This is a genomic window from Streptosporangium sandarakinum (assembly GCF_050942225.1).
Classification (GTDB): domain Bacteria; phylum Actinomycetota; class Actinomycetes; order Streptosporangiales; family Streptosporangiaceae; genus Streptosporangium; species Streptosporangium nondiastaticum.
Genome location: NZ_CP192034.1, coordinates 6573069 through 6585654, shown reverse-complemented (window position 1 = coordinate 6585654; position 12586 = coordinate 6573069). Strand labels below are relative to the sequence as shown.

The following is a 12586-nucleotide window of genomic DNA, read 5'->3' as shown; positions in this document are numbered from 1 at the left end:
GCAGGTGATGAAATGGCTGTTCCGCGTAATCGGAGATGGCGGGGAATGACGACCGCTGGTTTGCGCAAACCGTGTCGCGGTATCGCCGCCGGAGCAGGGAGTCCGTTTTTCTCTTTTTGGGAGGAATGCGATGAGCGTCGAGCCTTTTCTCGACCCCGGGTCACCGCGGATGCGGTTCGGCGCGGAGATGCGCCGGCTGCGGGAGGAGGCCCAGCTCTCCCAGGCGGCGGTGGCCGCCCGGCTCGGGTGCACCCAGACCCAGGTGAGCCGCCTGGAGGCCGCGACCCGCACCCCGTCGAGGTCGGATGCCGAACGGCTGGACCGGTTCTTCGGCCTGGAGGGCGCCACTTCCTTCACCCGGCTCTACCACCGCATCCTCGCCAAGCCGGGCAGCCCGGCCTGGTTCATGAGCTGGGCCGAGGAGATCGAACCCAACGCCCTCGTCCTCCAATCATGGGATCCACTCCTCGTCCCGGGCCTCCTCCAGATCGAGTCCTATGCACGGCACGTGCTCAAGCACAGCGTCCGGATCACTGCAGAGGAGTTGGAGGAGCGCGTGAGGATGCGTATGAGGCGAGGCCAGATCCTTGACAGGGAAGCCCCTCCGCTGTTCACGGCCCTCATCGACGAGGGGGTGCTGCATCGTGAGGTCGGAGACGCCGGAGTGATGCGTGAGCAGCTCGATCATCTACTGGAGATGGCGCAGCGTCCGGTGATCTCCGTACAGGTCGTCGATCCGAAATGCCTGGCGGGCATGTCGGGTGCTTTTATGATCGCCGAGCTTCCGAACGGGCAGCCGGACATGATCCATGCCGACTCATCAGTCCAAGGGCAGGTTACGGGCGACTATGAATTCGTGGTTTCGGTTAGAAACCAATATGAGGCGCTACGCCGATGTGCTTATCCTGAACGTATGTCCCTCAAAATGGTCGAGGAAGCGAGGCGGACATGGACCTGAGCGGCGCCGTGTGGCGCAAGTCGTCATGTTCTGGTCCTAACGGCGGGCAGTGCGTCGAGGTCGCCGCCAACCTTCCGGGCGTGGTGGCGGTTCGCGACAGCAAGGACCCCGCCGGTCCCGCGCTCCTCTTCTCTCCCGCTGGGTGGCGATCCTTCGTCGGTGAGGTCAAGGCCGGCGAGTTCGACCCTCTGGCCTGACCGATACGGTCGAAACAGTTTCGGTCATCCCTTAAACGGAATATCGCCCATCCCTTTCATCTGTTACCCCCGATCGGACAACCGATCGGGGGTTTTCTGCGTCTCTTAACGCTGCTGAGTGGCCTCGGGGCGGAAGTCGGAGAATTCCTGTTCCGCCCTGTGCGATTTGATGTATTCTGCAAGGCTTTGCTGAATCCGGCGTGATGTCTGCGAGGGTGAATGAGCGTTGGGGTCGGTGGTCTGGCGGGTGGGTCTCCCAATTTCGGATTCCTGCTCACACACGAGCCGCTGCTCGTGGTGTACGGAACGGGCGCCGAGACGTCCGTCTTCACCGACGCCAACGGCTCGCTGGTCAAATGCCGCCAGTTCATCGAGGTCCTGACGACCGTCATGGTGCGCCGCACCGGCATCGCGACGGCCAGTGACGGCAAGCTGTCGAGCCGGATCCAGGCGCTCTCCCACCACGGCGTCATCATCAGCAGTGGAGCCGACGCCCTTCACGAGATCCGGCGGGTCGGAAACAAGGCCGTTCACGAGCACTACGCCGACTCCAGGGCGGCCCTCGACGCGGTGAACAAGTGCTTCCAGCTCGGTCTGCTGCTGCACCGCGCCATCACGGGAGACCGGAAGGTCGTCACCTTCGTCCCACCGCAGCCGCCCGTCGACGTGACCGGCCAGCTCCGCGAAGACCTCGAACGCTACAAGCGTGAACTCACCGAGGCCCGGCTCATCCTGGACGGCAAGCGCTCCCACGCCGAGGCGCTGGCCGAGGCCAGGGTCAAGGCCGAAGAAGAGCTCAGCCGCGCGTTGCGGGAACGCGACCGGCTGGCGGCGCAACTAGAGGCGTTGCAGAGCACCGCGCGGCAGCTCCGATCGGAGTTCGACCAGCGGACGCCGGACAAGGTCTCGATCTCCCGCCGCAAGCTCTTCATTGAGCAGGCGCGTGCGCCGGAACCGCTCACCGAGGCGCAGGCACGCCGCGAGATCGACCGGATGCTCCGCGAGGCCGGGTGGATCGTGCAGGACCTGGCGCAGCTCAACCCGCTGGCCGGCACGGGCGTGGCCGTACGGGAGTTCGTCTTCACCCATGGCAGGTCGGACTACGCCCTCTACGTCGATGGCATGCTCGTCGGCGTCATCGAGGCCAAGCGGGAGGGCACCTCGCTGACCGGGGTGGAGTGGCAGAGCGCCGGATACGCCGCCGCGCTCCCCAAGGAGTACGCCATGGCCACCTGGCGCAAGGACATCCCGCTGCCGTTCCGCTATGAGAGCACGGGTGTGGAGACCCGCTTCACCAACGGTCTCGATCCCGAACCCCGGTCGCGCGGCGTCTTCTCCTTCCACCGGCCCGAGACCATCGCCGCCTGGATGACCGAGGCCGACGACCTGCCGGACGCACCGACCTTCCGCGCACGGGTACGGCGAATGCCCGCCCTCATCGAGACGGGTTTGCGTCCCGCCCAGATCGACGCGGTCAAGGGCGTCGAGAGCTCCCTTCACCGGGACCTTCCCCGCGCCCTCGTCCAGATGGCCACCGGCGCCGGGAAGACGTTCGCCGCCGTCACCCAGACCTACCGGCTGATCAAGCACGCGGGCGCGAAGCGGGTGCTGTTCCTGGTCGACCGGAACAACCTCGGCGACCAGGCCGCCGCGGAGTTCCGTAACTACGTCACACCTGACGACGGCCGGAAGCTCTCGGAGCTGTACAACATCCAGCGGTTGGCCGGCGGGACCGTACTGGAGTCGACGAACATCGTGATCACCACGATTCAGCGGCTCAGCCTCGCGCTGCGCGGCGAGCAGCTTCCGGCGGACGGCGATGACCAGGAAGTCGACGGCGTCGACGGTTACGTGCCCGACCGGCCGGTGGACGCGCAGTACAACCGGCACCTCCCGCCCGAGACCTTCGACCTGATCATCGTCGACGAGTGCCACCGGTCGATCTACGGCACTTGGCGGGCGGTGCTCGACTACTTCGACGCGCCCATCCTCGGCCTCACCGCGACGCCGACCGCCCAGACGCTCGGCTTCTTCGACCAGAACCTCGCCTCGGAGTACACCTACGAGCAGGCCGTGGCCGACGGGGTCAACGTCGACTACGACGTCTACCGGATCCGTACGAAGATCAGCGAGAGCGGCAGCCGCATCCCGGCCCTCGACGAGGACGGCACCCGCACGGTCGTGCCGTTCCGGGACCGCCGCACGCGGATGCAGCGCTACGAGGAGTTGCAGGAGGACTTCACCTACTCCGGCGAGCAGATCGGCCGTTCGGTGCTGGCCAAGGACCAGATCCGGCTGGTCCTCAAGACCTTCCGCGACAGGGTTCTCCCCGAGCAGTACGGCAAGCGGACCGTGGTGCCGAAGACGCTCATCTTCGCCAAGAGCGACGAGCACGCCGACGACATCGTGCAGATCGTCCGGGAGGTCTTCGGCAAGGGCAACGACTTCGCTGCGAAGATCACCTACCGGTCGAAGGACGTGGGTGACGATCCGAAGAAGCTGCTGCAGCTCTTCCGCACCAGCGCGGCCCTGCGTATCGCGGTCACCGTCGACATGATCGCGACCGGGACGGACGTGCGTCCGCTGGAGATCGTGTTCTTCATGCGCGGCGTGCAGAGCGCGGTCTACTTCGAGCAGATGAAGGGCCGCGGTGCCCGCACCGTCGACGAGACCGAGTTCCGGCAGGTCAACCCAGATCGTACGGCCCGCCGTAAGGACCGCTTCCTGCTGGTCGACGCGGTCGGCGTCACCGACAGCCCGCTGTGCGACGCGCGCCCGCTCGAACGGGCACCGTCTCTCACCCTGAAGCAGTTGCTGGGCAAGGCGGCCAACCTCTCGATCGACGAGCACGAGGTCGCCACCCTGGCGTCCCGGCTCGCCCGGCTCGACCTCGACATGACCGACGCCGACCGCGACGAGATCGCACGGGTCGCCGAGGGCACCACGCTGCGCGACATCGTCCGGCGGCTCATCGAGGCCGTCGACACCGACAAGCTGATCGAGGCCCAGGACGCGGGCGGGGACAAGGCGGTCCAGCGCCGGCTGCGCGATGCCGTCGCGCCCCTCACCACGAACCCTGACCTGCGCCGGCGCATCCTCGACATCCGCCACGACCGCGACACGGTCATCGACACGCACTCGGCCGACGAGCTGATCTCGGCCGAGGGGGTGGACATCGCCAGGGAGGCGGTCCAGTCGTTCCGCCAGTTCGTGAAGGAGCACCAGGACGAGGTGATCGTCCAGCAGCTCCGCCACGGCAGCGGGCCGCGGCTGACGTACGCGCAGCTCCAGGACCTCGCCGACCAGGTGAAACGGCTGCCGAACGTCTACAACGTCGACTTCCTCTGGAGGTCGTACGCGGAGCTGGGCGAGGCGCCATCCCTGGGGGAGGGGGAGGCCGCCGTCACGGACCTGGTCTCTCTGCTCCGCCGCGAGCTGGGCGTGGACCGGGAGGTCCGGCCCTTCCGCTCGATCATCGAAGAGCGCTATGCCGTCTGGCGGGCGAGCCAGGAGCGAGCCGGGGTGACCTTCACCCCGGAACAGCACTGGTATCTCGACAACATCGTGAGCGTGATCGCCACGAGCGTCGAGGTCACGGTCAAGGACCTGCACGGCATGCCGTTCGACCAGCGCGGCGGCGTGTACGGCTTCGCCGACGCCTTCGGCGACCGCGCCGAATCCATCCTCGAAGAACTCAACAAGGAGCTGACCGCGTGACCGATCTCCCCCTCGGCTGGGAGTGGGCAGCCCTCGGAGATATTGCGGAAACCACTCTGGGGAAAATGCTAGACCGGAAGAAAGGAACTGGTCGTCATCCGGTTCCTTATCTTCGTAATATCAACGTTCAATGGGGTCGGGTAGACCTGGATGATGTTCTTACGATGGACATCCCGCCTGACGAGCAGGAATTCTTCAAACTCCGGCCGGGAGATCTTCTTGTGTGTGAAGGAGGGGAGATCGGCCGCTGCGCTGTCTGGCAAGGTTCGATTTCGTACATGGCTTTTCAGAAGGCCCTTCATCGGGTTAGGCCTCAAGGAGGAATTTCTGCAATCTACTTGCGATATTTGTTGGAGAATCTATATTTCCGCGAAAGTTTGCTTCCTTATGCCACGGGGAGCACTATCAAGCATATTCCGCAACAACAGTTGCGGTGCCTGCCAATTCCGATTCCTCCTCTAAATGAACAGCGGAGGATAGTTGCCGCCCTTGAAGATCGAATTCTCCGGATTGACAGGGCCAAAGAGGATCTTGCCCGGAGTCTGAAGCGTTTGGAGGTACTCCGCAAGAGGGTCATCGTTGAGGCTGTACCGATCCCAGGGCCGACTGAATGGGACCTGGTGAGTGTTGGGGATGCCGGTTCGGTTGACCTGGGGCGGCAGCGGCACCCTGATTGGCATACCGGATCGGACATGCGGCCCTACCTGCGGGTTGCCAATGTCTTTGAGGATCGCATCGACCTGCGTGACGTGATGCAGATGAATTTCCCTCCTGTCGTCTTCGAGCGTTTCCGCCTGAAGGAGGGGGATATCCTTCTTAATGAGGGGCAGAGTCCGGAGTATCTCGGCCGACCGGCGATGTATCGAGGCGATCCGGAGGAGGTTGCCTTCACCAACAGCCTTCTGCGATTCCGTGCACGGCCAGACGTGTATCCAGAATGGGCTCTCCTCGTGTTTCGGCGACACATGCATGCGAAGCGATTTGTCAAAGAGGTTCGAATTACCACGAACCTGGCACACTTGTCCGCAGGACGTCTCAAGTCGGTGGAGTTTCCGATTCCACCGATGGATGAGCAGAAGAGAATCGTTGGTGAGGTAAGAGAGAGCTTGTCGCTTGTCAGCCGGATGGACGCGGCCATCCGGACGGCTATGAAGCGATCGGATTACCTTCGCCAAGCGCTCTTGCGGGAAGCTTTCGCAGGGCGGTTGGTTCCGCAGGATCCGGCTGATGAGCCCGCCTCTGAATTGCTAGCGCGCATCAGAGCCGAACGAGCCGCGCAGGCCAAGCCCCAGCGCGCACGCCGTACCAAGGCCGCGCGCCCACCCGTTGCCGATCCCACCGGATCACCGGCCGTACCTCTCGCCGAGCCCCAGACCGCAGGCCGCACCGAATGGCCGGACGCGAGCCGTACCCCCACCACCTACGAGCAGGGAGAACTGCTGTGACGACGACCGTGCCCGACAGCGGCCAGGACGAGCGGTCGGCCGAGGCGGCGCGGCACGCGGAGGCGCGGCGGCTCGCGGACAAGATGTGGAGCTACTGCGATGTGCTCCGCGACGCGGGTGTGTCGGCGATCGACTACGTCGAGCAGTTGACCTACCTGCTCTTCCTCAAGATGGCCGACGAGCGGGCCAAGCTCCCGGTGAGCCTCGGCGGCGGGCGGATCCTGCCCGAGGGGATCAGCTGGGAGGCGCTGAAGAAGCTGACCGGCGCGGCGCTTGAGGAGGCGTACCGGGAGGCGCTGACCGAGCTGGGCAAGGAGAAGGGCATCCTTGGGACGGTCTTCCGCAAGGCGCAGAACCGGGTGCAGGAGCCCGCACTGCTCAGGAAGCTAATCGTTGACCTCATGGACAACGAGACCTGGGGGCGGCAGGGCACCGACGTCAAGGGTGACGCCTACGAGCAGCTTCTCGCGCGCAGTGCCACCGACGTCAAGTCCGGGGCCGGGCAGTACTTCACCCCCCGCCCGCTCATCAACGCGATCGTCGACTGCGTGCGGCCCACCCCCGGGGACACGATCATCGACCCGGCCTGCGGCACCGGCGGCTTCCTGCTGGCCGCCAACGACTACATCCGCAAGCACCACACGGACCTCACCCCCGGCCAGCGGCACCGCCTGACGCACGGGGAGGCGTTCCTGGGGACCGAGCTGGTGGACGGCACGGCCCGGCTCGCCGCGATGAACATGCTGCTGCACGGCATGTGCCAGGCGGACGGTGAGTCGCCCATCGAGACCGAGGACGCGCTCGCCAACTACCCCACCGTCCGCGCCTCCCTGGTGCTGGCCAACCCGCCGTTCGGCAAGAAGTCCGCGATCACCGTCATTGGCCTCGACGGCAAGGCGACCCGGGACGACGTCGCCTACGAGCGACAGGACTTCTGGCAGACCACCACCAACAAGCAGCTCAACTTCGTCCAGCACATCGCCCGGCTGATGGCCATCCCCGGCCGTGCGGCCGTGGTCCTCCCCGACAACGTGCTCTTCGAGGGCGGGGCGGGGGAGGGGATCCGCCGGGCGCTCCTCAAGGAGTACGACGTGCACACCCTGCTCCGACTCCCCACCGGGATCTTCTACGCGGGCGGTGTCAAGGCGAACGTGCTCTTCTTCGACCGGAAGCCGGCCAGCGAGGAGCCGTGGACGAAGAACCTGTGGGTGTACGACTTCCGTACCGGACAGCACTTCACGCTCAAGCAGAACCCGCTGCGCCGCGAGCATCTGCAGGACTTCGTCGACGTCTACCTGCCCGGGGAGTCGCCCGACGCGCGGGTGGAGACCGAACGGTTCCGGAAGTTCACCTACGACGAGCTGGTCGCCCGCGACAAGTGCAACCTGGACATCTTCTGGCTCAAGGACCCGAGCTTGGAGGACGCCGACGCGCTCCAGCCCCCCGAGATCATCGCGCAGGAGATCGTCGACGACCTCCAGGCCGCGCTGAACGAGTTCGCCGCCATCGCGGAAGCCCTCCAGAATCGGGCCGTCTCCGGGGATTCCGGCGGTCCGTCGCCTGACGAGGCGCGGTAGAGGGAAACGCGGACATCTGCCCGGGTCGGGGCCAATCATCGTGATTGTCGGTGCCCCCGGCCATACTCGTTCCCCGGCGGAAGCCGTTGCGGCACCGCCGGATGAAGGGAACGAGATGGCCGAGGTTCTGCTGTTCCACCATGTGCACGGGCTGACGGCCGGGGTGCTGGAGTTCGCCGAGGAGCTCAGGCGGGCCGGGCACACCGTCCACGTCCCGGACCTGTACGAAGGGAGGGTCTTCGACGACTTCGAGGAGAGCGTGGCCCACGCGCAGAAGGTCGGGTTCGACGTGTTGACCGAGCGCGGGCGGGCCGCCGCCGAGGGATTGCCCGGCGAACTGGTCTACGCCGGGTTCTCGCTCGGTGTCCTTCCGGCGCAGTCGCTGGCCCAGACGCGGCCCGGCGCGAAGGGCGCGCTGCTGTTCCACGCCTGCGTGCCGGTCTCGGAGTTCGGCGGCGTGTGGCCGGAGGGGGTTCCGGTCCAGGTCCACGGCATGGACGCCGACGAGCTCTTCGTCGAGGAGGGCGACCTCGACGCGGCCCGCGCCCTGGTCGCGGAGGCCGAGGACGCCGAGTTGTTCCTCTACCCCGGTGACCGGCACCTGTTCGCCGACCCGGGCCTGCCCACGTACGACGCGGAGGCCACCGCGCTGCTCACCGAGCGCGTACTCGGCTTCCTCGCGGGCATCCGCTGAGCGGCGTCGGGTGAGAAACGTCCGGTGGGTTGCGGATGGTTCGCCCCGGTAGGTGCGCCATGGATGTTTTGTCAGTGATTGGGTAGCGGCGGGCGGGTGATGTCGAAGACGACCCCCCGCCCGCCTCGTTCCCGCGCCCGGTTCCGGGCGGTGTACGCCGTGATCGCCGCACTGGTGCTTCTGCTTCCGGCCTGCTCGGCGGGGGACGGCGGGCACCGCGGCATCACCGACGTGATCAAGCAGGCGATCGACGACGTCAAACGGCATCGGGAGCAGAAGAGCGGCACCACCGCGAGCCGGGGGGACTCGACGCCGCTGGGCACCGACGGGCGCACGTCCTTCGACTACGCCGCCTACCAGCGCACCCTGTCGGTCACGCTCGGTCTCCTGGAGCGGTACTGGAGTGATGAGGTGCCTGAGCTGGGCGGCTCCTACAGCAAGCCGCGGGCCTATACCTACTACCGCTCCGACGAGGGCGGCGGCCCGGTCTGCGGTGACCGGCCCGCGCCCGCCCGCAACGCCTTCTACTGCCCGGCCGGGGACTTCGTCGCCTGGGACGAGTCCGGGCTGATGATCCCGTACTACGTCGGCGGCGGCGACTTCGCCGCCTCCTTCGTGCTGGCCCACGAGTTCGGTCACGCCATGCAGGCCCGGATGCCGCGCCAGGAGCAGACGGGGGTGCTGCGCGAACTGCAGGCCGACTGCTTCGCCGGAGCCTGGGCGCGGTGGGTGGCGCAGCAGAACCTGCTGGAGGAGGGCGACCTGGACGAGGCCACGCTGGCGGTCTTCTCCGGCCGGGACCTGCCCGGCACCGCGTGGACCGACCCGGCCGCCCACGGCAGCGGGTTCGAGCGCACCCGCGCCTTCGGTGACGGCTTCGAGTCGGGCGCCAAGAACTGCTACCCCGCCCCCGCCGAACGGTGGATCCTGCGGTGATCGGGATACGGCCGGTCACCGCAGGTCCCCCCGCCGGACGACGTTGGGCTCAGCTTTCCGGCAGAACGGTGAGACGCTGCCCCTTGGGCAGATGCCGAGGGGCGACGATCCGGTAGTCGCGCTGGTCGAGTGTCGCGACCTCCCGTAGATCGAAACGCTCGGCAAGCGCGATCACACAGGCATCGACCGCCTGGAGCCGTAATGAGGCGTAGGCCAGGAGCAACTCGGACATCCGTCGGTAGTCATGCGGGGTGACTTCGATGACGCGAAGCTCATCGTCGGCGATGGCGGCGCAGAACTCCGCGGCGAGAGCCGGACTGCCGCGGCGTACCGGGTCGGTCAGCAGGTGGCATATCTCGGTGACGGCAAGCGACGGAACGACCAGTCTGGTCCAGTTCCGTGTCAGGAACCGAACGCAGCGTGAATGATCCTTGTCGGCTTTGTTGAAGGCGGCGACCAGCGGCCCGGTGTCACAGAGGATCACGCGATGACCGCTCCTCCGGACTCCTCGCGGTGGGGGTACGTCAGGTAATCGTCATGGTTCGCGCCGAGGTCGGGCGGCCCCTGAAGCGCGCCGACAAGCGCCGCCAAGTGCTTGGGAAGCCGGGGCTCGTCGAACTGCCCGGCGGAGGCGCCGTTCCGGACATCGTCGTCGAACGTCATGGCTTCAGTGTAGGCGGTCGCCTCTCGGCGGCAGCGAGACTTGGTCTGACCAGTCGCATCGATTTGATGCCGGAGCGTGACATGAGCCGTCAGGCCAGGTTCTCGACGAAGGCGGCGAGTTGGACGACGTTGCGGCACTCGCGCATCGGGACGACCGCGCCGTAGGCGCTCGCCAGGGAGTCGCCGGTGTCCCACTGACTCACCGGCTCCGGGTTGAGCCAGTGGACGTGCCGGGCCTCGCGGACCAGGCCGCGGAGCGTCTCCAGGGCGGGCGGCTGGTAGTTGGACCGGGCGTCGCCCAGGATCAGCAGGGACGTCTTCGGCCCCACGGCGTCGCCGTACCGCTCGGCGAACCGCTCGAAGGCATGGCCGTAGTCGGTCCGGCCGAACCGCACCATGTCGGCCTCGGCCGCCATCCGCGTCATCGCCTCGGCCACGTCGGCGCCGGGGGTGAAGAAGCGGGTGATCTCGTCCACGGTGTCCACGAACCCGAACGCCCTGACCTTGGCGAACTGCTCGCGCAACGCGTAGGTCAGCAGCAGCGTGAAGTGGGCGAAGGAGGCGACCGAGTCGCTGACGTCGCACAGGACGACCAGCTCGGGCCGGTGCGGGCGGCGCGGCCGGTTGAAGACGGCCAGCGGCACGCCGCCGCTGGACAGCGAGGCCCGTACGGTCCGGCGGAAGTCCAGGCGGCCCCGGTGGCCGGTCCGGTTCCTGACCGTCAGCCGGGCGGCCAGCCGCCGGGCGAGCGGGTGGACCTCCCGGCGCAGCCTCGCCAGGTCCGCCCGGGTGATCCGGAGGAAGTCCACCTGCTCCAGCGGCGGCCGTACGGCGGAGCGCGCGATCCGCTCGATCCCCGACTCCTCGGCGATCCGGCGGCGCACGTCGGTGGCGACGGCCTCCTCGAAGCGCCGGATGTTGTCGCCGATTCGCCGCCGGGCCACCTTCTCGGCCAGGCCGCCGCGCTCCCGCCCGGCCAGGACCTCGGCCAGCAGCCGGGCGATGAGCGTCTCGGGGGACAGCGCGCGCAGCACCGGGTAGGAGAACCAGTTCTGCCGGCCGGGTGAGGCGGCCTGGCGGCCGAAGCGCTCCACCATGGCCCGGGCGAAGGCGTCCATGCCCTCGGCGTCCAGCAGCAGCTCCGCCAGCCGGTCGCGCAGCTCGGGCAGCGCGGCGGTCCCCGGGTCCGCGCTTTCGGAGAGGTCCGCGCTTTCGGAGAGGTCCGCGCCAGGGGCCCCGGCGCGCGGGTCCCGGGGGTGCTCCGGGTCCGGGAGGGCGTGCGGGGCGGTGGTCGCGGCGGGGAACCACAGGTCGAAGAGCGCGTCGAACCCCGGCCGGTACGACGGCCGCTTGACCAGCGTGGCGGCGTAGGCGGCGCGCAGCGACTCGCGCTCGGCCAGGTCGACGACCAGTAGCGCCCGAGCGGCGTCCAGTCCCTCGGCCGGCGACACCGGCAGCCCGGCCTCGCGCAGCGCGCGCACGAAGCCGACGTGCCGGTCCAGCAGGCTCACCGCCCGGCTCCCTGCCGGGCATCGCCCCGGCCGGTCACAGGCCGAGCTCCTTGCGGGTCCGCGTCTGGTCGGAGGCGTGCTTGAGCACCACCCCCAGGGTCGCGTCCACGGTCGCCTCGTCCAGCTCGGTCCGCCCGAGGGCGAGCAGGGTGTTGGCCCAGTCGATGGTCTCGGCGATGGAGGGCGACTTCTTCAGCTCCAGGGCGCGCATCGTGGCGACCGTACGGGCGAGCCGTTCGGCCAGATCCGCCTCGATGCCGGGCACCTGCGTCAGCACGATGTCCCGCTCGCGCTCCGGCGTCGGGTACTCCAGGTGCAGGTAGAGGCAGCGCCGCTTGAGCGCCTCCGACAGCTCGCGGCTGGCGTTGGAGGTCAGCACCACGTACGGCCGGCGCGTGGCGGTGATCGTGCCCAGTTCGGGGATCGTGACCTGGTAGTCGGACAGGACCTCCAGCAGCAGGCCCTCCACCTCGACGTCGGCCTTGTCGATCTCGTCGATCAGCAGGACGGTCGGGGTCTCGGCGCGGATCGCCCGCAGCAGCGGCCGCTCCAGCAGGAACTCCTCGGTGAAGATGTCGTCGTGAGCGGCGTCCCAGCCCTCGCCGCCGCCCGCCTGGATGCGCAGGAGCTGTTTCTTGTAGTTCCACTCGTACAGCGCCCGGGCCTCGTCCAGCCCCTCGTAGCACTGGAGCCGGACCAGCGCGGCCCCGGTCGCCGCCGACACGGCCTTGGCGAGCTGGGTCTTGCCCACCCCCGCCGGGCCCTCGGCCAGCAGCGGCTTGCCGAGCGCGCCGGCCAGGAACACCGAGGTCGCGATGGAGTCGTCGGAGAGGTAGTCCGCGGCGGCGAGCCGGTCGCGGACGTCGGCGGGCGAGGCGAACCACATGT

General features: G+C 67.8%; 11 protein-coding genes. 7 read left to right on the top strand and 4 right to left on the bottom strand.

What is annotated here, in order from left to right:
* The first annotated feature begins 130 nt into the window (after positions 1 to 130).
* The 7 genes from ACQP10_RS30295 to ACQP10_RS30265 all read left to right on the top strand — a co-directional run bounded on the left by ACQP10_RS30295 (position 131) and on the right by ACQP10_RS30265 (position 9524).
* Positions 131 to 958, top strand: coding sequence for a helix-turn-helix domain-containing protein (locus ACQP10_RS30295; protein WP_389999922.1), 828 nt, complete (start codon positions 131 to 133; stop codon positions 956 to 958).
* The gene (locus tag ACQP10_RS30290; RefSeq protein ID WP_389999924.1) at positions 949 to 1155 is read left to right on the top strand and encodes a DUF397 domain-containing protein; all 207 of its coding nucleotides are present in this window, start codon (positions 949 to 951) and stop codon (positions 1153 to 1155) included. Before ACQP10_RS30295 ends, ACQP10_RS30290 begins: the two co-directional genes overlap by 10 nt.
* A gap of 219 nt (positions 1156 to 1374) precedes the next feature.
* Positions 1375 to 4872 carry a DEAD/DEAH box helicase family protein gene (locus ACQP10_RS30285; protein WP_433540148.1) on the top strand — a complete coding sequence of 1166 codons (3498 nt, stop codon included), beginning with the start codon at positions 1375 to 1377 and terminating at the stop codon, positions 4870 to 4872.
* Positions 4869 to 6317 (top strand): restriction endonuclease subunit S, encoded by a 1449-nt coding sequence (locus ACQP10_RS30280; RefSeq protein ID WP_433540147.1) that lies wholly within the window; start codon positions 4869 to 4871, stop codon positions 6315 to 6317. Before ACQP10_RS30285 ends, ACQP10_RS30280 begins: the two co-directional genes overlap by 4 nt.
* Complete coding sequence (locus ACQP10_RS30275; RefSeq protein ID WP_433540146.1) at positions 6314 to 7894, top strand: type I restriction-modification system subunit M; 1581 nt, start codon at positions 6314 to 6316, stop codon at positions 7892 to 7894. The genes ACQP10_RS30280 and ACQP10_RS30275 overlap by 4 nt, the downstream gene beginning before the upstream one ends.
* 40 nt (positions 7895 to 7934) lie before the next feature.
* Positions 7935 to 8588, top strand: a complete 654-nt coding sequence (locus tag ACQP10_RS30270; RefSeq protein ID WP_433540145.1) for a dienelactone hydrolase family protein — start codon at positions 7935 to 7937, stop codon at positions 8586 to 8588.
* 159 nt (positions 8589 to 8747) lie between these two features.
* The gene (locus tag ACQP10_RS30265) at positions 8748 to 9524 is read left to right on the top strand and encodes a neutral zinc metallopeptidase (protein WP_389999936.1); all 777 of its coding nucleotides are present in this window, start codon (positions 8748 to 8750) and stop codon (positions 9522 to 9524) included.
* A 49-nt stretch (positions 9525 to 9573) separates the two neighbouring features.
* Here ACQP10_RS30265 and ACQP10_RS30260 read toward each other — a convergent pair whose 3' ends face one another.
* The 4 genes from ACQP10_RS30260 to ACQP10_RS30245 all read right to left on the bottom strand — a co-directional run bounded on the left by ACQP10_RS30260 (position 9574) and on the right by ACQP10_RS30245 (position 12584).
* Positions 9574 to 10008: a type II toxin-antitoxin system VapC family toxin gene (locus ACQP10_RS30260; protein WP_346019414.1), complete on the bottom strand. Its 435-nt coding sequence runs from the start codon at positions 10006 to 10008 to the stop codon at positions 9574 to 9576.
* Positions 10005 to 10187 carry a hypothetical protein gene (locus tag ACQP10_RS30255; RefSeq protein WP_346019415.1) on the bottom strand — a complete coding sequence of 61 codons (183 nt, stop codon included), beginning with the start codon at positions 10185 to 10187 and terminating at the stop codon, positions 10005 to 10007. The genes ACQP10_RS30260 and ACQP10_RS30255 overlap by 4 nt, the downstream gene beginning before the upstream one ends.
* 89 nt (positions 10188 to 10276) lie before the next feature.
* Complete coding sequence (locus tag ACQP10_RS30250; RefSeq protein WP_433540144.1) at positions 10277 to 11698, bottom strand: vWA domain-containing protein; 1422 nt, start codon at positions 11696 to 11698, stop codon at positions 10277 to 10279.
* A 34-nt stretch (positions 11699 to 11732) separates the two neighbouring features.
* On the bottom strand, positions 11733 to 12584 hold the full coding sequence (locus ACQP10_RS30245) for an AAA family ATPase (RefSeq protein ID WP_346019417.1): 852 nt from the start codon (positions 12582 to 12584) through the stop codon (positions 11733 to 11735).
* Positions 12585 to 12586: the final 2 nt, after the last annotated feature.